This window comes from Pseudomonas sp. 2995-3 (genome assembly GCF_002742565.1).
Taxonomy (GTDB): domain Bacteria; phylum Pseudomonadota; class Gammaproteobacteria; order Pseudomonadales; family Pseudomonadaceae; genus Aquipseudomonas; species Aquipseudomonas edaphica.
This window is the reverse complement of sequence record NZ_LJSB01000315.1, coordinates 45,789-68,607: the sequence shown is the minus strand read 5'-3', so window position 1 is coordinate 68,607 and position 22,819 is coordinate 45,789. Positions and strand designations below refer to the sequence as shown.

At 60.4% G+C, this 22,819-nt stretch carries 23 protein-coding genes and 1 pseudogene; 11 read left to right on the top strand and 13 right to left on the bottom strand.

Going from position 1 to position 22,819, the window contains the following annotated elements; all coding sequences use genetic code 11:
- Positions 1-6: 6 nt before the first annotated feature.
- The 3 genes from alr to dadA form a co-directional block, all read right to left on the bottom strand.
- Positions 7-1,080 (bottom strand): alanine racemase, encoded by a 1,074-nt coding sequence (gene alr / locus AOA62_RS27370; protein ID WP_099550267.1) that lies wholly within the window; start codon positions 1,078-1,080, stop codon positions 7-9.
- Positions 1,081-1,159: 79 nt separating this feature from the next.
- Positions 1,160-1,513: a RidA family protein gene (locus tag AOA62_RS27365; RefSeq protein ID WP_017135862.1), complete on the bottom strand. Its 354-nt coding sequence runs from the start codon at positions 1,511-1,513 to the stop codon at positions 1,160-1,162.
- On the bottom strand, positions 1,485-2,789 hold the full coding sequence (dadA, locus tag AOA62_RS27360) for a D-amino acid dehydrogenase (protein ID WP_017135861.1): 1,305 nt from the start codon (positions 2,787-2,789) through the stop codon (positions 1,485-1,487). Before dadA ends, AOA62_RS27365 begins: the two co-directional genes overlap by 29 nt.
- Positions 2,790-2,945: 156 nt before the next feature.
- On the opposite strand from dadA, the gene AOA62_RS27355 reads away from it, so the two are divergent.
- Positions 2,946-3,434, top strand: coding sequence for an Lrp/AsnC ligand binding domain-containing protein (locus tag AOA62_RS27355; RefSeq protein ID WP_003176896.1), 489 nt, complete (start codon positions 2,946-2,948; stop codon positions 3,432-3,434).
- A 73-nt stretch (positions 3,435-3,507) separates the two neighbouring features.
- Here AOA62_RS27355 and AOA62_RS27350 read toward each other — a convergent pair whose 3' ends face one another.
- On the bottom strand, positions 3,508-3,861 hold the full coding sequence (locus AOA62_RS27350) for a YkgJ family cysteine cluster protein (protein ID WP_017135860.1): 354 nt from the start codon (positions 3,859-3,861) through the stop codon (positions 3,508-3,510).
- A gap of 115 nt (positions 3,862-3,976) precedes the next feature.
- On the opposite strand from AOA62_RS27350, the gene AOA62_RS27345 reads away from it, so the two are divergent.
- A complete protein-coding gene (locus AOA62_RS27345) occupies positions 3,977-5,269 on the top strand; it encodes an FAD-binding oxidoreductase (protein ID WP_099550266.1) in 1,293 nt (430 codons plus the stop codon).
- Here the strand turns inward: AOA62_RS27345 and AOA62_RS27340 are convergent, their stop codons facing one another.
- Positions 5,270-5,494 (bottom strand): DUF1127 domain-containing protein, encoded by a 225-nt coding sequence (locus AOA62_RS27340; protein WP_099550265.1) that lies wholly within the window; start codon positions 5,492-5,494, stop codon positions 5,270-5,272.
- Between the two features lie 165 nt (positions 5,495-5,659).
- Here AOA62_RS27340 and AOA62_RS27335 point away from each other — a divergent pair, with 165 nt between their 5' ends.
- Together AOA62_RS27335 and AOA62_RS27330 are read left to right on the top strand one after the other, a co-directional pair.
- Positions 5,660-7,084 (top strand): PLP-dependent aminotransferase family protein, encoded by a 1,425-nt coding sequence (locus AOA62_RS27335; RefSeq protein WP_099550264.1) that lies wholly within the window; start codon positions 5,660-5,662, stop codon positions 7,082-7,084.
- A gap of 61 nt (positions 7,085-7,145) precedes the next feature.
- Positions 7,146-8,714 (top strand): phospholipase D family protein, encoded by a 1,569-nt coding sequence (locus AOA62_RS27330; protein ID WP_032865471.1) that lies wholly within the window; start codon positions 7,146-7,148, stop codon positions 8,712-8,714.
- Between the two features lie 127 nt (positions 8,715-8,841).
- Here the strand turns inward: AOA62_RS27330 and AOA62_RS27325 are convergent, their stop codons facing one another.
- Both AOA62_RS27325 and AOA62_RS27320 read right to left on the bottom strand, forming a co-directional pair.
- Positions 8,842-9,984 carry an MFS transporter gene (locus AOA62_RS27325; RefSeq protein ID WP_017135855.1) on the bottom strand — a complete coding sequence of 381 codons (1,143 nt, stop codon included), beginning with the start codon at positions 9,982-9,984 and terminating at the stop codon, positions 8,842-8,844.
- A 180-nt stretch (positions 9,985-10,164) separates the two neighbouring features.
- Positions 10,165-11,658: an aldehyde dehydrogenase gene (locus tag AOA62_RS27320; protein WP_099550263.1), complete on the bottom strand. Its 1,494-nt coding sequence runs from the start codon at positions 11,656-11,658 to the stop codon at positions 10,165-10,167.
- Positions 11,659-11,888: 230 nt separating this feature from the next.
- On the opposite strand from AOA62_RS27320, the gene AOA62_RS27315 reads away from it, so the two are divergent.
- Positions 11,889-12,251 carry a cupin domain-containing protein gene (locus tag AOA62_RS27315; protein ID WP_017135853.1) on the top strand — a complete coding sequence of 121 codons (363 nt, stop codon included), beginning with the start codon at positions 11,889-11,891 and terminating at the stop codon, positions 12,249-12,251.
- 71 nt (positions 12,252-12,322) lie between these two features.
- Here AOA62_RS27315 and rpmG read toward each other — a convergent pair whose 3' ends face one another.
- Together rpmG and rpmB are read right to left on the bottom strand one after the other, a co-directional pair.
- Positions 12,323-12,478: a 50S ribosomal protein L33 gene (gene rpmG / locus AOA62_RS27310; RefSeq protein WP_003176906.1), complete on the bottom strand. Its 156-nt coding sequence runs from the start codon at positions 12,476-12,478 to the stop codon at positions 12,323-12,325.
- A gap of 11 nt (positions 12,479-12,489) precedes the next feature.
- Positions 12,490-12,723 (bottom strand): 50S ribosomal protein L28, encoded by a 234-nt coding sequence (rpmB, locus tag AOA62_RS27305; RefSeq protein WP_003176907.1) that lies wholly within the window; start codon positions 12,721-12,723, stop codon positions 12,490-12,492.
- A gap of 458 nt (positions 12,724-13,181) precedes the next feature.
- Here rpmB and AOA62_RS27300 point away from each other — a divergent pair, with 458 nt between their 5' ends.
- A complete protein-coding gene (locus AOA62_RS27300) occupies positions 13,182-14,774 on the top strand; it encodes an ABC transporter substrate-binding protein (protein WP_017135852.1) in 1,593 nt (530 codons plus the stop codon).
- Between the two features lie 57 nt (positions 14,775-14,831).
- Here the strand turns inward: AOA62_RS27300 and radC are convergent, their stop codons facing one another.
- Positions 14,832-15,506: a DNA repair protein RadC gene (gene radC, locus AOA62_RS27295; RefSeq protein WP_017135851.1), complete on the bottom strand. Its 675-nt coding sequence runs from the start codon at positions 15,504-15,506 to the stop codon at positions 14,832-14,834.
- A gap of 143 nt (positions 15,507-15,649) precedes the next feature.
- Here radC and coaBC point away from each other — a divergent pair, with 143 nt between their 5' ends.
- From coaBC to argB, 4 genes and pseudogenes are all read left to right on the top strand, one after another.
- Positions 15,650-16,858: a bifunctional phosphopantothenoylcysteine decarboxylase/phosphopantothenate--cysteine ligase CoaBC gene (coaBC, locus tag AOA62_RS27290; RefSeq protein ID WP_015886530.1), complete on the top strand. Its 1,209-nt coding sequence runs from the start codon at positions 15,650-15,652 to the stop codon at positions 16,856-16,858.
- A gap of 5 nt (positions 16,859-16,863) precedes the next feature.
- Positions 16,864-17,319 (top strand): dUTP diphosphatase, encoded by a 456-nt coding sequence (dut, locus tag AOA62_RS27285; RefSeq protein ID WP_099550262.1) that lies wholly within the window; start codon positions 16,864-16,866, stop codon positions 17,317-17,319.
- 240 nt (positions 17,320-17,559) lie between these two features.
- Positions 17,560-18,981, top strand: a pseudogene (locus tag AOA62_RS27275) (phosphomannomutase/phosphoglucomutase); the annotation flags it as partial.
- A gap of 20 nt (positions 18,982-19,001) precedes the next feature.
- On the top strand, positions 19,002-19,907 hold the full coding sequence (gene argB, locus AOA62_RS27270; RefSeq protein ID WP_015886532.1) for an acetylglutamate kinase: 906 nt from the start codon (positions 19,002-19,004) through the stop codon (positions 19,905-19,907).
- A gap of 168 nt (positions 19,908-20,075) precedes the next feature.
- Here argB and pyrE read toward each other — a convergent pair whose 3' ends face one another.
- Positions 20,076-20,720 (bottom strand): orotate phosphoribosyltransferase, encoded by a 645-nt coding sequence (pyrE, locus tag AOA62_RS27265; protein WP_017135848.1) that lies wholly within the window; start codon positions 20,718-20,720, stop codon positions 20,076-20,078.
- A gap of 82 nt (positions 20,721-20,802) precedes the next feature.
- Between pyrE and AOA62_RS27260 the strand changes: the two genes are divergently transcribed.
- Entirely contained in the window at positions 20,803-21,582 is a 780-nt protein-coding gene (locus tag AOA62_RS27260; protein WP_003176915.1) for an exodeoxyribonuclease III, read from the top strand.
- A gap of 58 nt (positions 21,583-21,640) precedes the next feature.
- Here AOA62_RS27260 and AOA62_RS27255 read toward each other — a convergent pair whose 3' ends face one another.
- Both AOA62_RS27255 and rph read right to left on the bottom strand, forming a co-directional pair.
- The gene (locus AOA62_RS27255; RefSeq protein ID WP_017135847.1) at positions 21,641-22,009 is read right to left on the bottom strand and encodes a DUF4870 domain-containing protein; all 369 of its coding nucleotides are present in this window, start codon (positions 22,007-22,009) and stop codon (positions 21,641-21,643) included.
- A gap of 22 nt (positions 22,010-22,031) precedes the next feature.
- Positions 22,032-22,754 carry a ribonuclease PH gene (rph, locus tag AOA62_RS27250; protein WP_003213280.1) on the bottom strand — a complete coding sequence of 241 codons (723 nt, stop codon included), beginning with the start codon at positions 22,752-22,754 and terminating at the stop codon, positions 22,032-22,034.
- Positions 22,755-22,819 lie beyond the last annotated feature (65 nt).

Sequence of the window (22,819 nt, the reverse complement as noted above, 5' to 3'; positions counted from 1 at the left end):
CGCTGCTTAAGCCCCGCAATAGAGCCTTGGTACGCGGCGCAGGTTGCAGAAAATCTGGTAGGGGATGGTCTCGGCAGCCGCCGCCACGTCACTGGCAAGGATATTTTTGCCCCACAGCTCCACGGTGGAACCGAGGCCGGCCTGGGGCACGTCGGTGAGGTCAACGCAGAGCATGTCCATGGACACTCGGCCCAGCAACTGGCTGCGCTGGCCTGCCACCAGCACTGGCGTGCCGGTCGGTGCATGGCGCGGGTAGCCGTCGGCATAGCCCATGGCAACCACGCCGACGCGCATCGGTTTTGGCGTGATGAACTTGGCGCCGTAACCGATCGGCTCACCGGCCGGCAATTCACGCACGCAGATGACTTTCGATTCCAGGGTCATCACCGGCTGCAAACGCGCAGCGATGGCCTGGTCCTCACCAAACGGCGTGGCACCGTAGAGCATGATGCCTGGGCGCACCCAGTCGCTGGACATATTCGGCCAGCCCATCACCGACGGCGAATTACGCAGGCTGACCTCGGCCGACAACCCTTGGCGCGCCGCTTCAAACACCGCCACTTGCTCGTCACTGCGCACGCAATCGAGTTCATCGGCGCGGGCGAAGTGGCTCATCAGTACGATCCTGGCCACTTTGCCGCTGGCCAGCAGGCGCTGGTACGCCTCGTGGTAATCCTTGGGGTGCAGGCCTACGCGGTGCATGCCCGAATCGAGCTTGAGCCAAATGGTCAGCGGTTTGCTCAGCCGGGCTTGTTCGATGGCTTCCAACTGCCACAACGAATGCACCACGCACCAAAAATCATGTTCGATGATCAGCGGCAGTTCGTCAGCTTCGAAAAAACCTTCCAGCAGCAATACCGGCGCACGAATCCCGGCAGCCCGCAGCTCCAATGCCTCCTCGATGCACGCCACCGCAAACCCATCCGCCTCGGCTTCCAGCGCCTGGGCCACACGTACGGCACCATGGCCATAGGCATCCGCCTTGACCACGGCGAGGGCTTTGGCCCCCGTCAGTTCACGGGCCAATTGGTAGTTATGGCGCAGGGCTTGGAGGTCGATCAGGGCACGGGCAGGACGCATGGCGGCAGGCTTCTAGGCGGTAAAGTGAAGAAAAACCGGCGCCGACTATCAGCCACGGCGCCGGGGGAAAAAGCTACGTTTAAGGCAGCGCAGCCACCACGGACAGCTCTACCAGAATTTCCGGTTCGCACAGTTTGGCCTCAACCGTGGCACGGGCCGGGGCCACGCCTTTAGGCAGCCACTTGTCCCACACCGCGTTCATGCCGGCGAAATCGGCATCGATGTCTTTGAGGTAGATCGTCACCGACAGCAACTTGGTTTTGTCGGTGCCGGCCAGGTCCAGCAAACGCTCGATATTGGCCAGGGTTTCGCGGGTCTGCTGTTCAATCCCGGCATTCATGTCGTCGCCGACTTGGCCTGCCAGGTACACGGTACCGCTGTGAACAACGATCTGGCTCATGCGCTCATTGGTGAGCTGGCGCTGGATTGACATGTTTTGCGGACTCCTGGTGGTTACTGCCGTAACGGGAAATATCGAGACCTTCGGCGCTGATCTGCGGCGTTTTTTTCGCCATCAGGTCAGCCAGCAAACGGCCAGAGCCGCACGCCATGGTCCAGCCAAGGGTGCCGTGGCCGGTGTTCAGGAACAGGTTCTTGAACGGGGTGGCACCGACAATCGGCGTGCCGTCGGGTGTGGTCGGGCGCAGGCCGGTCCAGAAAGTGGCTTCGGTCAAATCGCCGCCCTGAGGATAAAGGTCGTTGACGATCATCTCCAGGGTTTCACGTCGACGAGGGTTCAGCGACAGGTCAAAACCGGCTATTTCAGCCATGCCGCCGACGCGGATGCGGTTGTCGAAACGGGTGATCGCGACCTTGTAGGTTTCATCAAGAATGGTCGAGGTCGGCGCCATCGCCGGGTTGGTGATCGGCACGGTCAGTGAGTAACCCTTGAGCGGGTACACCGGCGCCTTGATCCCCAGCGGCTTGAGCAGCTTGGGCGAGTAACTGCCCAGGGCCAGCACGTAGCGGTCGGCGGTTTCCAGCTTGCCATCGATCCACACGCCATTAACGCGATCACCGGCGTAATCAAGGCGCTGGATGTCCTGTTCGAAACGGAATTCCACGCCCAACTGCTTGCACATGTCCACCAGACGCGTGGTGAACATCTGGCAGTCGCCGGTCTGGTCATTGGGCAGGCGCAGGGCGCCGGCGAGAATATCGGTGACGCTGGCCAGGGCTGGCTCAACACGGGCAATGCCGGCGCGGTCGAGCAGCTCGAACGGCACGCCGGATTCTTTCAATACAGCGATGTCTTTGGCTGCGCCATCCAATTGCGCCTGGGTGCGGAACAACTGGGTAGTACCCAGGCTGCGGCCTTCGTAGGCAATGCCGGTTTCAGCGCGAAGTTCGTCGAGGCAGTCACGGCTGTATTCGGACAGGCGCACCATGCGCTCTTTGTTCACCGCGTAACGGCTCTGGGTGCAGTTGCGCAGCATCTGCGCCATCCACAGGTACTGATCGATATCGGCAGTGGCCTTGATCGCCAGTGGCGCGTGGCGTTGCAGTAACCACTTGATGGCCTTGAGCGGCACGCCTGGCGCGGCCCAGGGCGAGGCATAACCCGGCGACACCTGGCCTGCGTTGGCGAAACTGGTTTCCATGGCAGCGGCGGGCTGACGGTCGACCACAACCACTTCAAAGCCGGCCCGCGCCAAATAGTAGGCACTGGTCACCCCAATGACGCCGCTACCCAAGACCAGAACGCGCATTTTTATATCCTCATCACGGGCTTAGCCGCTGACGTGTGTTATTCGAGCAATGATGGGCGCAGTGTAAAAAACAATGACCAGTGCATTTCACTATATAAATGCCTATATTTGGCGACAATTCTCGGCAAAAACCCTTTTCACAGAGGCGTATCCCCTATGCGTACCAACACCCAGACCAAGCGGGAGCTGGACAAGATCGACCGCAATATCCTGCGCATCCTGCAAACCGATGGGCGTATTTCGTTTACGGAGCTGGGGGAAAAGGTCGGGCTGTCGACCACACCGTGCACCGAGCGGGTGCGCCGCCTGGAGCGTGAAGGGATCATCATGGGCTACAACGCGCGGCTCAACCCGCAGCATTTGAAGGGGAGTTTGCTGGTATTTGTCGAGATCAGCCTGGATTACAAGTCGGGCGACACCTTTGAGGAATTCCGCCGCGCCGTGCTGAAGCTGCCCCATGTGCTGGAGTGCCACTTGGTGTCAGGCGACTTCGACTACCTGGTGAAAGCGCGGATCTCCGAGATGGCCTCGTACCGCAAATTGCTCGGCGATATCTTGCTCAAGCTGCCGCATGTGCGCGAGTCCAAGAGCTATATCGTGATGGAAGAGGTGAAAGAGAGCCTGAACCTGCCGATCCCCGACTGACCAAATGACACAATTCGGTCAAATGTGGGAGCTGGCAAGCCAGCTCCCACATTTTTTTGATCCAGTACATCCGTCAGACCAGTACTTGCCGGGTACTCGCCATGTACTCGTGAATTTGCTTCTCAACCCTAGGGTGAATCAATTCCACCGGCCGCCGCCCATTCGGGCACGGCAACGTCTTGGTAGTGCCAAACAACCGGCAGATCAGCGGCCGCTCGTCATACACCGTGCAGCCGTTCGGCCCCAGGTGCACGCAGTTCAGCTCGTCCATGGCCGCCTCCTGCTCGGCGGCAGTCTTGCGTGGCAGGCGCGACATTTCCTCGGGTGAGGTGGTCACCGGCCCACAGCAGTCGTGGCAGCCGGGGACGCACTCGAACGAAGGTATCTGCCTGCGCAGCGCGCTGATTTTCTGGCTGTTGCAACTCATCGAAACACTTACCGAACGGCGAATAGGCGTGGATTCTGACGCAAAACGTGCTGCGCAGACAGCTTCGTCCGACCGCTGTATCCTGCGTCAAATTTTCCAAACAGGGATGCTCCCCATGACCGCCAGCGCCCGGCACACCGCTTCCTACTACGCCGCCAGCAGCGTTTCACAGCCCGACTACCCGGCGTTGATGGGCGAAGTGCGCGCCGATGTGTGCGTGATTGGCGGCGGCTATTCCGGCCTAAACACAGCGCTTGAGCTGGCCGAGCGTGGCTTTAGCGTGGTGCTGCTGGAAGCGCGCAAGCTCGGCTGGGGCGCCAGCGGCCGCAACGGCGGCCAGCTGATTCGCGGTGTCGGCCACGGCCTGGACCAGTTCAGCAACGTGATCGGCAGCGACGGCGTGCGCCAGATGAAGCTGATGGGCCTGGAAGCCGTCGAGATCGTGCGCGAGCGGGTCGAGCGCTATCAGATCCCCTGCGACCTGACCTGGGGTTACTGCGACCTCGCCAACAAACCCCGCGATCTGATCGGCCTGGCCGAAGACGCCGAAGAACTGCGCAACCTCGGTTATCGCCATGAAGTACGTCTGCTGCAAGCCAACGAGATGAGCAGCGTGATCGGCTCCGAGCGCTATGTAGGCGGCATGATCGACATGGGTTCCGGCCATTTGCACCCGCTGAACCTGGCCCTCGGCGAAGCCGCCGCCGCGCAGCAGCTGGGCGTGAAGCTGTTTGAGCAGTCCGAAGTGACGCGCATCGACTACGGCCCCGAGGTCAACGTGCACACCGCCAATGGCAACGTGCGCGCCAACACCCTGGTGCTGGCCTGTAACGCCTACCTCAACGGCCTGAACCCGCAATTGAGCGGTAAGGTGCTGCCCGCCGGCAGCTACATCATCGCCACCGAACCCTTGAACGAAGCCCAGGCCGCCAGCCTGCTGCCGCAGAACATGGCGGTGTGCGATCAACGCGTGACCGTGGATTACTTCCGCCTGTCCGCCGACCGCCGCCTGCTGTTCGGCGGAGCCTGCCACTATTCCGGCCGCGACCCGCAGGACATCGGCGCCTATATGCGCCCCAAAATGCTCAAGGTGTTCCCGCAACTGGCGGACGTGAAGATCGACTACCAATGGGGCGGCATGATCGGCATCGGCGCCAACCGCCTGCCGCAGATTGGCCGGCTGGCCGACCAGCCCAACGTGTATTACGCCCAGGCCTACGCCGGCCATGGCCTCAACGCCACGCACCTGGCAGGCAAGCTGCTGGCCGAAGCCATCAGCGGCCAACAGCAGGGGCGTTTTGATTTGTTCGCCCAGGTGCCGCACATCACCTTCCCCGGCGGCAAACATCTGCGCTCGCCGCTGTTGGCGCTGGGGATGCTCTGGCACCGCTTCAAAGAGCTGCTCTGATCAGTCGCGCCAGAACGGCTTCATGCCTTCCTGGCGCGCCTGTTCGGCAGTCAACCCGACGTCACACAGTTGCTCACCGGTCAGGTGCAGCAAGGCTTTGCGCGTGTAGCGGCGGTGCCAGAACAGACGCCAGCGGCTGATATCGCGCGGCGCCTTCGCCCGCTCCTGCCCTGCCTGCAATTGCTGACTGTGTAACATCAGCCGCACATCGCTCATGCCGTTCATCGTGTTGCCCCTCATTTGCCTGTTGCCATGAGTGACTAGGATGGGCGCGCGGGCAAAACCATTACAGATTCAACCAATCCTTATTAAATCCATACAGATACTGCCCATGAAGGGCTGAATCCTGTATTTTGCGCCTATCTGTACTGGTCCCTCGGAGCGATCACCATGACCCTCTACGTCAACCTCGCCGAATTACTGGGCACGCGCATCGAGCAGGGCTTCTATCGCCCCGGCGATCGTTTGCCGTCCGTGCGGGCCTTGAGTGTGGAACACGGGGTGAGCCTGAGCACCGTGCAACAAGCCTATCGCTTGCTCGAAGACAACGGCCTGGCAATGCCAAAGCCCAAGTCGGGCTACTTTGTGCCGGTCGGACGCGAGTTGCCGGCGCTGCCGGAAATCGGCCGTCCGGCACAGCGTCCGGTGGAAATCTCGCAGTGGGACCAGGTGCTGGAGCTGATTCGCGCCGTGCCGCGCAAAGACGTCATACAGATGGGCCGTGGCATGCCCGATGTATTGTCGCCGACCATGAAGCCCCTGCTGCGCAGCCTGGCCCGCGTGAGCCGCCGCCAGGACCTGCCGGGGCTGTATTACGACAATATCCTTGGCTGTATGGAATTGCGTGAGCAGATCGCCCGACTGTCTCTGGATTCAGGCTGCCAGCTGACTGCCGAAGATATCGTCATCACCACCGGCTGCCATGAGGCGCTGTCCGCCAGCATTCACGCGATTTGCGAGCCTGGCGATATTGTTGCGGTCGACTCGCCAAGCTTTCACGGCGCGATGCAAACCCTCAAAGGTCTGGGCATGAAGGCCCTGGAAATCCCCACCGACCCCATCACCGGCATCAGCCTCGAAGCACTGGAGCTGGCACTGGAACAGTGGCCGATCAAGGTCATCCAGCTGACCCCCAACTGCAATAACCCGCTGGGTTACATCATGCCCGAGGCACGCAAACGCGCACTGCTGACCCTGGCCCAGCGCTTTGACGTGGCGATTATTGAAGACGACGTGTACGGCGAATTGGCCTACAGCTACCCGCGTCCGCGCACGATCAAATCTTTCGACGAAGATGGCCGTGTGCTGCTGTGCAGCTCGTTCTCGAAAACCCTGGCGCCCGGCCTGCGCATCGGCTGGGTAGCGCCAGGGCGCTATCTTGAGCGGGTGTTGCACATGAAATACATCAGCACCGGTTCCACAGCGACGCAACCGCAGATCGCCATAGCCGAGTTCCTCAAAAACGGTCACTTCGAGCCGCATTTGCGGCGGATGCGCACCCAATACCAGCGCAATCGCGACTTGATGCTCGATTGGGTCAGCCGTTATTTCCCCGCCGGCACCCGTGCCAGCCGGCCCCAAGGTAGCTTCATGCTATGGATCGAGCTGCCGGAAGGCTTTGATACCTTGAAGCTTAACCGTGTGCTGGTGGAACAAGGCGTACAGGTGGCGGTGGGCAGCATCTTTTCCGCCTCCGGCAAATACCGTAATTGCCTGCGCATGAACTACGCTGCCAAGCCAACGCCGCAGATCGAAGAGGCAGTGCGCAAGGTCGGGGCCGCCGCGATGAAGATGCTTGCCGAGGTGACCGACTGACCTTTCCCCGCAATCTGCCGTCATATCCCACAACCGCCCTGACCTGGAAGCAGTGCCTTTGATGATTCGACGGCTTTTACCGTTTTTACTGCTGGGCGCCCTGACGCTGAGTGGCTGCGCCACGGTCGATGCACCGCGCATCCCCAGCGACGCCCTGCCTGCGGCGCAATCCTCGTTCGGGCGCTCGATCCAGGCCCAGGCGGCGCCGTACCAAGGTCGTTCGGGCTTTCGCCTGTTGCCCAACAGCAGCGAAGCCTTCATGGCCCGTGCCGAACTGATCCGCAATGCTCAGAGCAGCCTCGACCTGCAGTACTACATCGTGCACGACGGCATCAGCACGCGCATGCTCGTGGATGAACTGCTCAAGGCCGCCGACCGTGGTGTGCGCATCCGTATCTTGCTGGACGACACCACCAGCGACGGCCTCGATCAGGTTATCGCCACCCTCGCCGCCCACCCGCAGATCCAGATTCGCCTGTTCAACCCGCTGCACCTGGGCCGCAGCACCGGCGTGACACGGGCGATGGGCCGGCTGTTCAACCTGTCGCTGCAACACCGGCGCATGCACAACAAGCTGTGGCTGGCGGATAACAGCGTGGCCATTGTCGGCGGGCGCAACCTGGGCGACGAGTATTTCGATGCCGAGCCCAATCTCAACTTCACCGATATCGACATGCTCAGCGTCGGCCCGGTGGCCGAGCAGCTCGGGCACAGCTTTGATCAGTACTGGAACAGCGCGCTGAGCAAGCCCATTGACGACTTCGTCTCAAGCACCCCGTCCAAGGGTGACCTGAACGCCGCACGCGCACGCCTGCAAGACTCGTTGGCTGAGTCGCGCCAGCAGAACCACGCCCTCTATAACCGCTTGCGCACTTACCAGACACAACCGCGCATGGACATCTGGCGCCGCGAGCTGATCTGGGCCTGGAACCAGGCGTTGTGGGATGCGCCGAGCAAGGTGCTGGCCAAGGCTGACCCCGATCCACGCTTACTGCTAACCACTCAGCTGGCGCCGGAGCTGGAAGGCGTCAGCCATGAGCTGATGATGATTTCGGCGTATTTCGTGCCGGGGCAACCCGGGCTGGTGTACCTGACCGGGCGCGCCGATGCGGGCGTGTCAGTCAGCCTGCTGACCAACTCCCTCGAAGCCACCGACGTGCCTGCCGTACACGGCGGCTACGCGCCCTATCGCAAGGCGTTGCTGGAACACGGCGTGAAACTCTATGAGCTGCGCCGCCAACCGGGCGATGCGGGCGGTGGCAGTGGCCCACACCTGTTTCGCCGAGGCGCCTTCCACGGCTCGGACTCCAGCCTGCACAGCAAGGCGATGATCTTTGATCGGCAAAAGTCGTTTATCGGCTCGTTCAACTTCGACCCGCGCTCGGTGCTGTGGAACACCGAAGTCGGGGTGCTGGTAGACAGCCCCGAACTGGCGGAACACGTGCGCAACCTGGCGCTGCAAGGCATGGCGCCAGCGTTGAGCTATGAGGCGAAACTGCAGAATGGCCAGGTGGTGTGGGTGACCGAGGATAACGGCCAATTGCACACACTGACACGGGAGCCGGGCAGTTGGTGGCGCAGGTTTAATGCGTGGTTCGCCACCAGTGTTGGCCTGGAGCGCATGCTGTAAGAACAACAGGGTCAACTGTGGGAGCCGGGCTTGCCCGCGATAGCGGAGTATCAGGCGCCATTTGGGCAAGCTGACACACCGCTATCGCAGGCAAGCCAGCTCCCACAGTTGATTGCATTTCAAATGCTTAGGCAGGCTGTGCGGCGCCGAATGCGCCCTGGCGCAGTAGCAACACCACCAGCCCCAGCGCCCCGGCCGCCATCAACAGCGGCAGCGCATGCCCGCTGATCCATTGGCTGCCCGCGCCCGCTACCAGAGGCCCGATCAGGCAACCGATGCCCCACAGCTGCGCTACGTGAGCATTGGCACGCACCAGCGCATCGTCGCGATAACGCTCACCGATCAGGATCAGCGACAAGGTGAACAACCCACCGGCACTCGCGCCAAAGATCACCCACACCGGCCAGATCAACTGCGTATGCAATAGCAAAGGAATCGCCAGGCTTGAGGCCAGCAACAACACCGCGCAGCTCAAGAACAAGGTGCGCCGTGGCAAGTAATCGGCCAAAGCGCCAATGGGCAATTGCAACAGCGCATCACCGACCACCACGGTGCTGACCATGGCCAAGGCAATCTCGGCGGTGAAACCCTGCTGCAGGCAATACACCGGCAGCAGCGTCAGAATCATCGCCTCGAACGCGGCGAACAAGGCGACCGCCCAGGCAATTGCCGGCAGCGTCAGGCAGAAACGCCACAGATCACTGAACGTCACGCTGAAGGACTCGGCGGTTGGGGCACCGGAACGCCCCAGCAGCAACAGCGGCGCGACCACCAACAAGCCAACGCCCACCCAGAAGCCATAGTCATGGTCAGTGCCCAGTACGCCCAGCAGCAACGGGCCCGACAATTGGCTCAAGGCATAGCTGCAACCGTACAGCGCCACCAGGCGGCCACGCCATTGCTCGACCACCAACTGGTTGATCCAGCTTTCACCCAGGATAAACACAATGGTCAGGATCACCCCGATCATCAGCCGCAGCACCAGCCACACCGGGTAGCTGGGTAGTATTGCCAGCAAGCCGATGGAGATGGCACCGGCCCACAGGCACAGCCGCATCAGGTTGGCAGTGCCCAGCCACGAGGCCAGCCGGCTGGAGACCTTCGCGCCGAGCAGTACGCCAAAAGCCGGCATGGCGGCCATCACGCCAATGGCGAAGCTGCCATAACCCCAGCCTTCGAGACGCAGGGACACCAGCGGCATGCTGACGCCCAGGGCCAGGCCGACACTGAGGACAGAGGCCAGCACGGCGAAATAAGTCGCCCAACGCATTTCCACGCTCCTGTGGATAATTATCAAGATCACACAAAACAGTGTGGGAGCGGGCTTGTGTGGGAGCCGGGCTTGCCCGCGATGCAGACACCTCGGTTTATCTGTTACACCGAGTTGATGCTATCGCAGGCAAGCCAGCTCCCACACAAACCGGCTCCCACATTTGACCTGCGGTGTTGCTTACAGCTTGATCCAGGTCGATTTCAGCTCGGTGTACTTGTCGAACGCGTGCAGCGACTTGTCGCGACCGTTACCCGACTGTTTGAAACCACCAAAGGGTGCGGTCATGTCGCCGCCGTCGTATTGATTGACCCACACGCTACCGGCGCGCAAGGCCTTGGCAGTCAGGTGTGCCTTGGAGATATCAGCGGTCCACACGGCTGCGGCCAGGCCATAAATGGTGTCGTTGGCAATAGCGACCGCCTCTTCGGCGCTGTCGAATGTGATAACCGACAGCACTGGGCCGAAGATTTCTTCCTGGGCGATCTTCATGGCGTTGGTCACGCCGTCGAAAATCGTCGGCTCCACATAGGTGCCACCAGTTTCTTGCAGGGTGCGCTTGCCGCCCGCCACCAGCTTGGCGCCGTCGGCATGGCCAGCTTCGATGTACGACAGCACGTTATTCATCTGCTGGGTGTCCACCAGGGCACCGACGTTGGTCGCCGGGTCCAGCGGGTTGCCTGGCTTCCAGCCCTTGAGAGCCTCGATCACCAGCGGCAGGAATTTATCCTTGATGGAGCGCTCGACCAGCAGGCGCGAACCGGCGGTGCAGACCTCGCCCTGGTTGAAGGCGATAGCGCCCGCGGCAGATTCGGCGGCGGCTTGCAGGTCCGGCGCATCAGCAAACACGATATTCGGGCTCTTGCCGCCCGCTTCCAGCCATACACGCTTCATGTTCGACTCGCCGGAGCGGATCAACAGTTGCTTGGCGATTTTCGTGGAACCGGTAAACACCAGGGTGTCGACGTCCATGTGCAGCGCCAGCGCGTTGCCGACGGTGTGGCCGTAGCCCGGCAGCACGTTCAACACGCCTTTAGGGATGCCGGCCTCAACGGCCAGGGCCGCGATGCGGATGGCAGTCAGTGGGGATTTTTCGGACGGCTTGAGGATCACCGAGTTACCGGTGGACAGCGCAGGGCCGAGTTTCCAGCAGGCCATCATCAGTGGGAAGTTCCACGGCACGATGGCGCCCACTACGCCGACCGGCTCGCGGGTCACCAGACCCAACTGGTTGTGCGGGGTGGCGGCGACTTCGTCGTAGATCTTGTCGATCGCCTCGCCGCTCCAGCTAAGGGCGTTGGCGGCGCCAGGCACGTCAATTCCCAGGGAGTCGGAAATCGGCTTGCCCATGTCCAGGGTTTCGAGCAGCGCCAGTTCTTCGGCATTGGCGTTGAGCAGCGCGGCGAAACGGATCATGACGGCTTTGCGTTTGGCCGGCGCCAGGCGCGACCAGACACCAGAATTGAACGTAGCGCGGGCGTTCTCGACAGCGCGCTGGGCGTCGGCGGCGTCGCAGCTGGCAACGGTAGCCAGCAAACGGCCATCGACCGGGCTGATGCATTCGAACGTGTCACCGGAAACAGCAGCGGTGTACTCACCATTGATGTAGGCGCGGCCTTCGATCTTCAGATCCTTGGCGCGTTGTTCCCAATCGGCACGGGTCAGGGTGGTCATGCGAGTGTCCTCCTCTTATTGAATACAAGGGCCAGGTGATGTCCCCCGGCAGCCTCAAAGAATTCTTGCCCGGCCAGCCTGCTGTTCGGCTCAAGGCAGCTGCCACCCTAAACCAGCGGCTGGGGGTGTTTCAATATATTTGACATAACGGCGGTAAACGCCCTTGCGATGTTCATTTTAATAAACATAGACTTTGGGCTCTCCAACCGCAGGCCAGACGGGACACGCACATGAGCATCCAGGATATCGTCGACTTCAGCCAAGCCAACACCACCCCGGACCGCTACCGCCCGGCCGCCGAAAAAATCCTCAAGGGCGACCCCGAGCAGACGATTTATAACCACTACAACAGCCCGTGCGGCCAGATGAACGCCGGCGTGTGGGAAGGTGAAGTCGGGCAGTGGAAGGTCAATTACAGCGAGCATGAGTATTGCGAGATTGTGCAGGGGGTTTCGGTACTGCGTGATGCCGATGGCAATGCCAAGACCTTGCGTGCCGGCGACCGTTTCGTGATTCCTGCCGGGTTCAGCGGCACCTGGGAAGTGCTGGAGCCGTGCCGCAAGATCTACGTGGTGTTCGAGCAGAAAGCCTGATCAGCACATTTCAGGCAAAAAAAAACCCGTCTCGTGAGAGACGGGCTTTTTTTCACAAGGAAGAAAATCAATTACTTGATTTTGCCTTCTTTGTAGATCACGTGCTTGCGAACGCGCGGGTCGAACATTTTCTTTTCGAGCTTGTCCGGGGTAGTACGCTTGTTCTTGTCGGTAGTGTAGAAGTGACCAGTACCGGCGCTAGAGATCATTCGAATCAATTCACGCATGATAAAGCTCCTTAAATCTTGCCAGCGGCGCGGATTTCGGCCAGCACGACAGTGATGCCACGCTTGTCGATGATACGCATGCCTTTGGCAGATACACGCAGGCGAACAAAACGTTTCTCTTCTTCAACCCAGAAGCGGTGATGCTGCAGGTTCGGCAGGAAACGACGACGGGTTTTGTTATTTGCGTGGGAAATGTTATTCCCAGTCACCGGACCCTTACCGGTAACTTGACAGACTCTCGACATGCCTCAGCCCTCTAAAACCACATGCCCAACCCGGCATGGGTTGGCCGCTTAATCTCTCAGTCATTTGGCGCCAGGCGCCGCGTTTCTTTAAGGGTCTTACCGGCTACACCTACAGTGAAGGAACCGGGCCCCTAGAAAAGAGCGCTGCTTTATACCAGAAAGACCCCAATGCAACAACAGCCCGTGTGTTTTTACCGGCGTAAATCTTGGCAATAGACGCCCGAACCGTTGCCAGGAGGGGCCGCTGTAACAGCCGACCACTCGTCGCACAGAATGATTTACCGCGCTCGCCGGCACACAAAAGTACAAGGCGAAACGCGCTGAGGCGCCATCAAAACAGCATTTGCGCCAAAAGCACAGGCAAAAATGGGCTAGTCATTTATCAATCAGACCACTACGGTAGGCTTTTTCCAGACTGCACTCGCAGATGGGCCTTCGATTTGCAAAGGAAACCGAATATGCGCCTCGCTGCCCTACCGCTATTGCTCGCCCCTCTATTTATCGCGCCGCTGGCCTCTGCCGCCACCAATCTGAGCGTTTGCACCGAGGCCAGCCCCGAAGGGTTCGATGTGGTGCAGTACAACTCGCTGACCACCACCAACGCCTCGGCCGACGTGCTGATGAACCGCCTGGTGGACTACGACGCCACGGCCGGCAAGCTGGTGCCGAGCCTGGCGGACAGCTGGCAAGTGTCGCCCGATGGTCTGACCTACACCTTCAAACTGCACCCGAACGTGAAGTTCCACCGCACCGAGTATTTCAATCCAAGCCGCACCCTGACCGCCGAAGACGTGCGCTTCAGCTTTGAACGCATGCTCGACCCGGCCAACCCATGGCACAAGATCGCCCAGAGCGGCTTCCCCCATGCGCAGTCGCTGCAACTGCCCGCATTGGTCAAGAAGATCGATGCTCTCGACCCATTAACCGTACGCTTCACCCTGGATCACGCCGACTCCACCTTCCTCGCCGCCTTGAGCATGGGTTTTGCCTCGATCTACCCGGCCGAATACGCCGACAAACTGCTCAAGGCCGGCACGCCTGAAAAACTCAACAGCCAGCCAATCGGCACCGGCCCGTTCGTGTTTGTACGGTTCCAGAAGGATGCCGTGGTCCGCTATAAAGCCAACCCGGATTACTTTGCCGGCAAACCGGCTGTGGATAACTTGATCTTCGCCATCACCCCGGATGCCAACGTGCGCCTGCAAAAGCTGCATCGCGATGAATGCCAGATCGCCCTGTCGCCCAAGCCACTGGATGTGAGTGAAGCCGAGAAAGATCCTGCACTCAAAGTAGAAAAAACCCCGGCCTTCATGACCGCATTCGTCGCGATCAACAGCCAGCACCCGCCGCTGGACAAGCCCGAAGTGCGCCAGGCAATCAACCTGGCCTTCGACAAAGACAGCTACCTCAAGGCCGTATTTGAAGGCACCGCCGAAGCAGCCAATGGCATTTACCCACCCAATACCTGGAGTTACGCCAAGGACTTGCCAGGTTATCCACAGAACATCGCCAAGGCCAAGACGCTGCTGGAGCGCGCCGGACTCAAGAACGGCTTCAAGACCACAATCTGGACTCGCCCCACTGGCAGCCTGCTGAACCCCAACCCCAACCTCGGTGCCCAGTTGCTGCAAGCGGACCTGGCCAAAGTCGGCATCCAGGCCGAGATTCGCGTAATTGAATGGGGCGAACTGATCCGCCGCGCCAAAGCCGGCGAACATGACCTGCTGTTCATGGGCTGGGCCGGCGACAACGGCGACCCGGATAACTTCCTAACCCCGCAGTTCTCATGCGCTGCGGTAAAATCCGGCACCAACTTTGCCCGCTACTGCGACCCGGCCCTGGACAAGCTGATCAGCGCCGGCAAGACCACCAGTGAACAAGGCGTGCGCAGCAAGTTGTACCAACAGGCCCAGGCTCAGATTCAGCAGCAGGCATTGTGGCTGCCATTGGCACACCCCACCGCATTCGCCCTGACGCGCAAGAATGTTGACGGCTACCAGGTGAGCCCGTTTGGGCGCCAGGATTTCTCCAAGGTCAGCGTCAAGCCCTAAGCAGCAAGCTGCAAGCCGCTTGTGGCTTGCAGCTTCAACCTTGCAGCTGCTCCCATCCTACAACCAGCCGTATTCCGCCATCGACAGCGGGTCGCCATCTCCCACGATGATGTGGTCGAGCACCCGCACATCCACTGACTCCAAGGCCTTTTGCAATATTTTGGTTAATTTTCGATCAGCCGCACTTGGCTCGACGCTCCCGGACGGATGGTTGTGGCACAGGATAAGAGCCGCCGCGTTGTAAGCGAGCGCGCGCTTGACCACTTGTCGCGGATAAACGATGGCCGCGTCGATGGTGCCCTCAAATAGCGCCTCAAAGCCCAGCACCCGGTGCTTTGAGTCAAGAAACAGGCAGCCGAATATTTCGTGGGGCTCGTGGCGCAGCAAGGCCTTGAGGTACTCACGTACGGCCAGCGGGCTTTCCAGCACCGAGTCGGCACGCAAGCGTTCGGCCATATGCCGCCGAGACATTTCCAGCACCGCCTGCAACTGGGCAAATTTCGCCGGCCCCAGCCCCAAGTGCTGGCTGAACAGCGTCTGGCTGGCCTCCAACAACGGGCGCAGGCCACCGAATTGCGCCAATAGATGGCGCGCCAGGTCGACTGCGCTTCTGCCGGAAACCCCGGTACGCAAGAAAATCGCCAACAACTCGGCATCCGACAGACTCGCCGCGCCCCATTCCAAAAGCTTCTCCCGTGGGCGTTCCGCCACAGGCCAATCGCGAATACTCATCCCGCCTCCCTCTGCACGTGCGCCGCTGTTGCCTGGCGGTCGCTGTGTTATCTTAAGCCCTCTTTTTTGCATGTGATTTCCCCTGGGGAGGGGGCATCGCAGGCGTCACTGAACTGGCATCACTGAACTGGAAAGGCAAACCAATGCAGCGTCTGTATCGGAAACGCATCGTTCTCGGCGTCGGCGGCGGCATTGCCGCCTACAAGAGCGCAGAACTGGTTCGCAGGCTCCTGGACCAGGGCGCCGAAGTGCGCGTGGTCATGACCCGTGGTGGCAGTGAGTTCATCACCCCGCTGACCATGCAGGCCTTGTCTGGGCACCCGGTTCACCTGGACCTTTTGGACCCGGCGGCCGAAGCTGCCATGGGCCACATCGAGCTGGCAAAATGGGCCGACCTGGTGTTGATCGCCCCGGCCACCGCCGACCTGATCGCCCGCCTGGCCCAAGGCATCGCCGATGACCTGTTGACCACTCTGGTACTGGCCACCGACGCCACCGTCGCCATCGCACCGGCCATGAACCAGGCCATGTGGCGCGACCCGGCCACCCAGGCCAACACCCAACTCCTGCAAAGCCGTGGCCTTAAAGTATTTGGCCCGGCTTCGGGCAGCCAAGCCTGCGGCGACGTGGGCATGGGCCGCATGCTTGAGGCTACTGACCTCGCGCTGTGCGCCGCCGAGTGCTTTCAGCACCTGGCTCTCACGGGCAAACATGTGCTGATTACCGCCGGCCCGACCCAGGAAAACATCGACCCGGTGCGTTACATCACCAACCATAGCTCAGGAAAAATGGGCTTTGCCTTGGCGGAAGCCGCGGTCGAGGCAGGCGCACGCGTCACCCTGATCACCGGCCCGGTGCACTTGCCAACCCCTGATCGCGTCACGCGAATCGACGTAGTCAGCGCCCGGGACATGCTGGCGGCCTGTGAAGCGGCCATTCCCTGCGACCTGTTTATCGCCTCGGCAGCGGTTGCAGACTACCGCCCGGAAGTTGTCGCCCCGCAAAAGCTTAAGAAAGACCCTACAAGCGGCGACGGCCTGCTCCTGCAAATGGTGCGCAACCCGGATATCCTGGCCACCATCGCCACGCGCCCGGACCGCCCGTTCAGTGTCGGTTTCGCCGCCGAAACCGAGCACTTGCTGGACTACGCCGCACGCAAATTGAAAGACAAAAACCTCGACCTGATCGTTGCCAATGATGTCGCCAACCCGAGCATCGGCTTCAACAGCGAGGAAAACGCCTGCAGCGTGATCGACCGCGAGCTGCACGCCACCCTTTTCGCCCAGACCAGCAAGGGCAAGATTGCCCGCCAACTGATCTCATTTATCGCCCAACGGCTGAACCAGGTTTAATTTACATGCACGCTTTGCAAGCCAAGATCCTCGACCCCCGCATCGGCAACGAATTTCCTCTGCCGGCCTATGCCACTCCGGGCTCCGCCGGCCTGGACCTGCGCGCCATGCTCAAGGAAGACACCGTCCTTGAGCCAGGCCAGACAATCCTGATTCCTACCGGCCTGTCGATCTACGTCGGCGACCCAGGCCTGGCGGCATTGATCCTGCCGCGCTCCGGCCTGGGCCACAAACATGGCATCGTGCTGGGCAACCTCGTAGGCCTGATCGATTCGGACTATCAGGGCGAATTGATGGTGTCGTGCTGGAACCGTGGCAACACCGCGTTCAACATCGCTGTCGGCGAGCGCATCGCCCAGTTGGTGCTGGTACCGGTGGTACAGGCACACTTCGAACTGGTGCAGGAGTTCGACGAAACTCAGCGCGGCGCAGGTGGTTTTGGGCATTCCGGCAGCCACTGACTAAGCTGAACCTTGCCGGATGCAGTTGTCCGGCAAGACGCCACCGCATGGCTATTCAGGATGAAGAATGTGCGGATTTATTCAGCGATATTTACATAATGAAATCAATGCATTATACGATTCATCAAAAAGTGTCAGCACGGCGATGGCATTTTTGCACCACGAACTCTCTGCCGAAAACACCGTCATACCCTTCAGTTTTAGCCTGCCGGTCAATCACTTTAAGACCAGCCTTGCCCCCTTCAGATGGAGTTCACCCCCGCGATGAGTACCGCAGCCCGAGTAGCCCCGACATTCCCCGACAGCATCTTCCGCGCCTACGACATTCGTGGCGTGGTGCCCAAGACCCTGACCGCCGAAACCGCCTACTGGATCGGCCGCGCCATCGGAGCCCAGAGCCTGGCCCAGGGCGAACCTAATGTCTCGGTAGGCCGTGATGGCCGCTTGTCCGGCCCGGAGCTGGTGGAACAACTGATCCAGGGCCTCGCCGACAGCGGTTGCCACGTCAGCGACGTCGGCCTGGTGCCGACACCAGCGCTGTACTACGCGGCCAACGTACTGGCCGGTAAGTCCGGGGTGATGCTCACCGGCAGCCATAATCCCTCGGACTACAACGGCTTCAAGATCGTGATTGCCGGTGACACCCTGGCCAACGAACAGATCCAGGCCCTGCACGACCGCCTCAAGACCAACGACCTGACCAGCGGCAAAGGCAGTGTCACCAAAGTCGACATTCTGCAGCGCTACTCTGACCAGATCACCGGCGACGTCAAATTGGCCCGCCGCCTGAAAGTGGTGGTGGACTGCGGCAACGGCGCGGCTGGCGTGATCGCTCCGCAACTGCTCGAAGCCCTCAACTGTGAAGTGATCCCGCTGTTCTGCGACGTCGACGGCAACTTCCCCAACCATCACCCGGACCCAGGCAAGCCTGAAAACCTGGTGGACTTGATCGCCAAGGTCAAGGAAACCGGCGCCGACGTGGGCCTGGCTTTCGACGGTGACGGCGACCGTGTTGGCGTGGTGACCAACACCGGCGAAAACGTGTTCGCCGACCGCCTGCTGATGCTGTTTGCCCGTGACGTGGTGGCGCGCAACGCCAACGCCGAAATCATCTTCGACGTGAAGTGCACCCGCCGCCTCACGCCGCTGATCAAGGAATATGGCGGGCGCCCGCTAATGTGGAAGACCGGTCACTCGTTGATCAAAAAGAAAATGAAGGAAACCGGCGCGCTGTTGGCCGGTGAAATGAGCGGCCACGTGTTCTTCAAAGAGCGCTGGTTCGGTTTTGACGACGGCATTTACAGCGCCGCACGTCTGCTGGAGATCCTCAGCAAGGAAAAATCCACGGCACAGGAGCTGTTTCAGACCTTCCCGAATGATATTTCTACACCAGAGATCAATATACATGTGACCGAGGAGAGCAAATTCAGCATCATTGACGCACTGCACGATGCGCAATGGGGCGAAGGCGCCAACCTGACCACCATTGATGGTGTGCGAGTCGATTACGCCAAAGGCTGGGGCCTGGTTCGCGCGTCCAACACCACACCGGTGCTGGTCCTGCGTTTCGAGGCGGATACCGAGGCTGAGTTGCAGCGCATCAAGGACGTGTTCCACGCCCAGTTGAAACGTGTTGCCCCTGATCTCCAATTACCGTTCTGATTTTTTTACCGGAGCCCTGAATGACCCTCGAACGCGAAGCCGCTGCCAACACTGCCAAGGTCCTGTCCGAAGCGTTGCCTTACATTCGACGCTACGTCGGCAAGACGCTGGTGATCAAGTACGGCGGCAATGCCATGGAAAGCGACGAGCTGAAAACCGGTTTTGCCCGCGACATCGTGTTGATGAAAGCCGTGGGGATCAACCCGGTGGTCGTCCATGGTGGCGGCCCGCAAATCGGCGACCTGCTCAAGCGCTTGTCGATCGAGAGTCACTTCATCGATGGCATGCGCGTCACCGACGCGCAGACCATGGACGTGGTGGAGATGGTCCTTGGCGGCCAGGTCAACAAGGACATCGTTAACCTGATCAACCGCCATGGCGGCAGTGCCATCGGCCTGACCGGCAAGGACGCGGAACTGATCCGCGCGAAAAAGCTGACGGTGACCCGCCAGACGCCGGAAATGACCCAGCCGGAAATCATCGACATCGGCCAGGTCGGCGAAGTGATCGGCATCAACACCGACTTGTTGAACCTGCTGGTCAAGGGCGACTTCATCCCGGTGATCGCGCCCATCGGCGTGGGCGCCAACGGTGAGTCCTACAACATCAACGCCGATCTGGTCGCCGGTAAAGTGGCTGAAGCACTGAAAGCCGAGAAGCTGATGCTGCTGACCAACATCGCCGGGCTGATGGACAAGGAAGGCAAGGTATTGACCGGTTTGACCACTCAACAAGTGGACGAGCTGATTGCCGATGGCACCATCTACGGCGGCATGCTGCCGAAGATCCGTTGCGCGCTGGAAGCCGTGCAAGGCGGCGTGGGTAGCTCGCTGATCCTGGATGGCCGCGTGCCGAATGCGATCCTGCTGGAAATCTTCACCGATACGGGTGTGGGTACGCTGATCAGTAACCGCAAGCGGCCTTAAACGCCAAAAACCAAAAGGCCCCGCTCAATCCAATTGAGCGGGGCCTTTTTTGTTTTCACAGTTCCAATGTGGGAGCTGGCTTGCCTGCGATGACGGCGGCACATTCAAGAACTGCACCGCCTGACATACCGCTATCGCGGGCAAGCCCGCTCCCACAGGGGTTCGGTGTCAGACGCCGAACTGCTCACGGTACGCACGCACTGCAGGCAAATGCTGCTTGAGCTGCGCGTCATCTTCCAGGTATTGCAGCACTTGGTTCAACGAAACAATGCTCACCACCGGAATACCGAAATCACGCTCCACTTCCTGGATTGCCGACAACTCACCGTTGCCGCGCTCCTGGCGGTTCAGCGCGATCAGCACGCCGGCGGCCTTGGCACCTTCCTGGGACGCGATGATCTGCATCACTTCACGGATGGCGGTGCCGGCGGTGATCACATCGTCGATGATCAGCACGTCGCCCTTGAGTGGCGCACCGACCAGGCTGCCGCCTTCGCCATGAGCCTTGGCCTCTTTGCGGTTGAAGCACCATGGCAAATCCAGCTCATGATGTTCAGCCAGGGCCACGGCCGTAGCGGCCGCCAGAGGGATGCCCTTGTAGGCTGGCCCGAACAACACGTCGAAGGAAATACCGCTATCGACGATGGCTGCCGCATAGAAACGACCCAGCTGAGCCAGGGCCGAACCCGAGTTGAACAGGCCTGCATTGAAGAAGTAAGGGCTGGTGCGCCCGGACTTCAGAGTGAACTCACCGAAGCGTAAAACGCCGCGATCGATGGCAAAACGAATGAAATCGCGTTGATACGCCTGCATGAAAAAAGCCTCAGATACCACGGATTTAGCTAATTAGGTAGACGGCGTGTATCATACACGCACGCGATTTTTGGGGCCATTTATGCGGATCATCAGTGTGAACGTCAATGGTATTCAGGCTGCAGTCGAGCGTGGTTTGCTCAGTTGGCTGCAAGCACAGAATGCCGACGTCATCTGCCTGCAGGACACCCGCGCCTCCGCCTTTGAACTGGACGACCCAGCCTTCCAACTGGATGGCTACTTCCTTTATGCCTGTGATGCCGAAGTCCCTGCCCAAGGTGGCGTGGCTCTGTACTCACGGTTGCAACCCAAGGCGGTCATCAGCGGCCTCGGCTTCGAGACAGCCGACCGCTACGGGCGCTACCTGCAAGCCGATTTCGACAAGGTCAGCATCGCGACCTTGCTGCTCCCTTCGGGGCAGAACGGCGATGAAGACTTGAACCAGAAGTTCAAGCTAATGGACGATTTCGCCCGTTATCTGGATAAACAGCGACGCAAACGTCGCGAGTACATTTACTGTGGCTCGCTGTACGTGGCGCAACAGAAGCTGGATATCAAGAACTGGCGCGACAGCCAGCAATCACCGGGTTTCCTGGCGCCGGAACGGGCCTGGATGGACGAGATTGTCGGCAACATGGGCTATGTGGATGCCCTGCGCGAAGTCAGCCGTGAAGGCGACCAGTACAGCTGGTGGCCGGATAACGAACAGGCTGAGATGCTCAACCTGGGCTGGCGTTTTGACTACCAGTTGCTGACCCCAGGTCTGCGCCGGTTCGTTCGCAGCGCACGCCTGCCGCGTCAGCCGCGTTTTTCGCAGCACGCGCCGCTGATCGTGGACTACGACTGGACGCTGACCATCTAAGGTCTTTTTCCGGGCACAAAAAAACCGACATCGCTGTCGGTTTTTTTGTGCCTGCTCATTATTTGACCACTCGCCAGGTCAAGGGGTAGCGATAGGCAATCCCCTTGTTGGCCTTAATGCTACCGATGATCGTCAGCACCACCGTGGCGATTGCCAGGGCAAACATCAGGAAAAACCCGATCACCGCGAAGGCCAGCACAATGCACGCCATCCAGGCGATGGCTACGGTGATCTGGAAGTTCAGGGCTTCCTTGCCCTGATCATCAATGAACGGGTCCACTTCCTTCTTCATCTGCCACAGGATCAGCGGCCCCACGACACTGCCGAAAGGGAACACAAACCCCAGAAACGCCGCGAGATGACACAACATGGCTCCCTGGCGCACTTCGTAGGAAGGCGTAGGTACGGGCATTTGGCTGTCATTCATGGCGCTTCTCCTTGAGGCAGGCTCAGTCGGCCAGTGCGGCGTTCTGCAGTTCGAAGATTTCGGTCATGCCTTTCTGGGCCAGGGCGAGCATGGCGTTCAGGTCGGCTGGCTGGAATGGCGCGCCTTCGGCGGTGCCCTGCACTTCGATGAAACCACCGGTGCTGGTCATCACTACGTTCAGGTCGGTCTCGGCGGCCGAATCTTCCAGGTAGTCCAGGTCCAGCACAGGCTCGCCCTGATACATGCCAACCGACACAGCGGCGATCATCTGCTTGAGCGGGTCGCCGCCTTTGAGGCCGCCGCGCTTCTTGATCACTTTAAGCGCATCTACCAGGGCCACCATGGCGCCAGTGATGGAGGCGGTGCGGGTGCCGCCGTCAGCCTGGATCACGTCGCAGTCGACGTACAGGGTCACGTCGCCCAGCTTGGACATGTCCAGGGCTGCGCGCAGCGAGCGGCCGATAAGGCGCTGGATTTCCAGGGTGCGACCGCCTTGCTTGCCACGGCTGGCTTCACGCTGGTTACGCTCGCCGGTAGCGCGCGGCAGCATGCCGTACTCGGCAGTCAACCAACCCTGACCTTGGCCTTTAAGGAAGCGCGGCACGCCGTTTTCGACGCTGACGGTGCAGATCACTTTGGTATCGCCAAACTCGACCAGTACAGATCCCTCGGCGTGTTTGGTGTAGTTGCGGGTAATGCGGATCGAGCGGAGCTGATCGGCAGCGCGACCACTTGGACGTTTCATAGGGGATACCTGTACGAAGGACGAAAAACTGCCGAGCATTATAGAGCCGCGAACCGTTTCGGGGC

Bases quoted from the DNA above. Each gene is read 5' to 3' on its own strand.
- AOA62_RS27355 (WP_003176896.1), top strand. From the start codon at position 2,946: ATGCGTACCAACACCCAGACCAAGCGGGAGCTGGACAAGATCGACCGC.
- AOA62_RS27300 (WP_017135852.1), top strand. From the start codon at position 13,182: ATGCGCCTCGCTGCCCTACCGCTATTGCTCGCCCCTCTATTTATCGCG.
- rpmG (WP_003176906.1), bottom strand. From the start codon at position 12,478: ATGCGTGAATTGATTCGAATGATCTCTAGCGCCGGTACTGGTCACTTC.
- dut (WP_099550262.1), top strand. From the start codon at position 16,864: ATGCACGCTTTGCAAGCCAAGATCCTCGACCCCCGCATCGGCAACGAA.
- radC (WP_017135851.1), bottom strand. From the start codon at position 15,506: ATGAGTATTCGCGATTGGCCTGTGGCGGAACGCCCACGGGAGAAGCTT.
- AOA62_RS27330 (WP_032865471.1), top strand. From the start codon at position 7,146: ATGATTCGACGGCTTTTACCGTTTTTACTGCTGGGCGCCCTGACGCTG.
- rpmB (WP_003176907.1), bottom strand. From the start codon at position 12,723: ATGTCGAGAGTCTGTCAAGTTACCGGTAAGGGTCCGGTGACTGGGAAT.
- AOA62_RS27340 (WP_099550265.1), bottom strand. From the start codon at position 5,494: ATGAACGGCATGAGCGATGTGCGGCTGATGTTACACAGTCAGCAATTG.
- argB (WP_015886532.1), top strand. From the start codon at position 19,002: ATGACCCTCGAACGCGAAGCCGCTGCCAACACTGCCAAGGTCCTGTCC.
- AOA62_RS27260 (WP_003176915.1), top strand. From the start codon at position 20,803: ATGCGGATCATCAGTGTGAACGTCAATGGTATTCAGGCTGCAGTCGAG.
- AOA62_RS27255 (WP_017135847.1), bottom strand. From the start codon at position 22,009: ATGAATGACAGCCAAATGCCCGTACCTACGCCTTCCTACGAAGTGCGC.
- AOA62_RS27335 (WP_099550264.1), top strand. From the start codon at position 5,660: ATGACCCTCTACGTCAACCTCGCCGAATTACTGGGCACGCGCATCGAG.
- AOA62_RS27350 (WP_017135860.1), bottom strand. From the start codon at position 3,861: ATGAGTTGCAACAGCCAGAAAATCAGCGCGCTGCGCAGGCAGATACCT.
- AOA62_RS27320 (WP_099550263.1), bottom strand. From the start codon at position 11,658: ATGACCACCCTGACCCGTGCCGATTGGGAACAACGCGCCAAGGATCTG.
- AOA62_RS27315 (WP_017135853.1), top strand. From the start codon at position 11,889: ATGAGCATCCAGGATATCGTCGACTTCAGCCAAGCCAACACCACCCCG.
- pyrE (WP_017135848.1), bottom strand. From the start codon at position 20,720: ATGCAGGCGTATCAACGCGATTTCATTCGTTTTGCCATCGATCGCGGC.
- rph (WP_003213280.1), bottom strand. From the start codon at position 22,754: ATGAAACGTCCAAGTGGTCGCGCTGCCGATCAGCTCCGCTCGATCCGC.
- dadA (WP_017135861.1), bottom strand. From the start codon at position 2,789: ATGCGCGTTCTGGTCTTGGGTAGCGGCGTCATTGGGGTGACCAGTGCC.
- coaBC (WP_015886530.1), top strand. From the start codon at position 15,650: ATGCAGCGTCTGTATCGGAAACGCATCGTTCTCGGCGTCGGCGGCGGC.
- AOA62_RS27325 (WP_017135855.1), bottom strand. From the start codon at position 9,984: ATGCGTTGGGCGACTTATTTCGCCGTGCTGGCCTCTGTCCTCAGTGTC.
- alr (WP_099550267.1), bottom strand. From the start codon at position 1,080: ATGCGTCCTGCCCGTGCCCTGATCGACCTCCAAGCCCTGCGCCATAAC.
- AOA62_RS27345 (WP_099550266.1), top strand. From the start codon at position 3,977: ATGACCGCCAGCGCCCGGCACACCGCTTCCTACTACGCCGCCAGCAGC.
- AOA62_RS27365 (WP_017135862.1), bottom strand. From the start codon at position 1,513: ATGTCAATCCAGCGCCAGCTCACCAATGAGCGCATGAGCCAGATCGTT.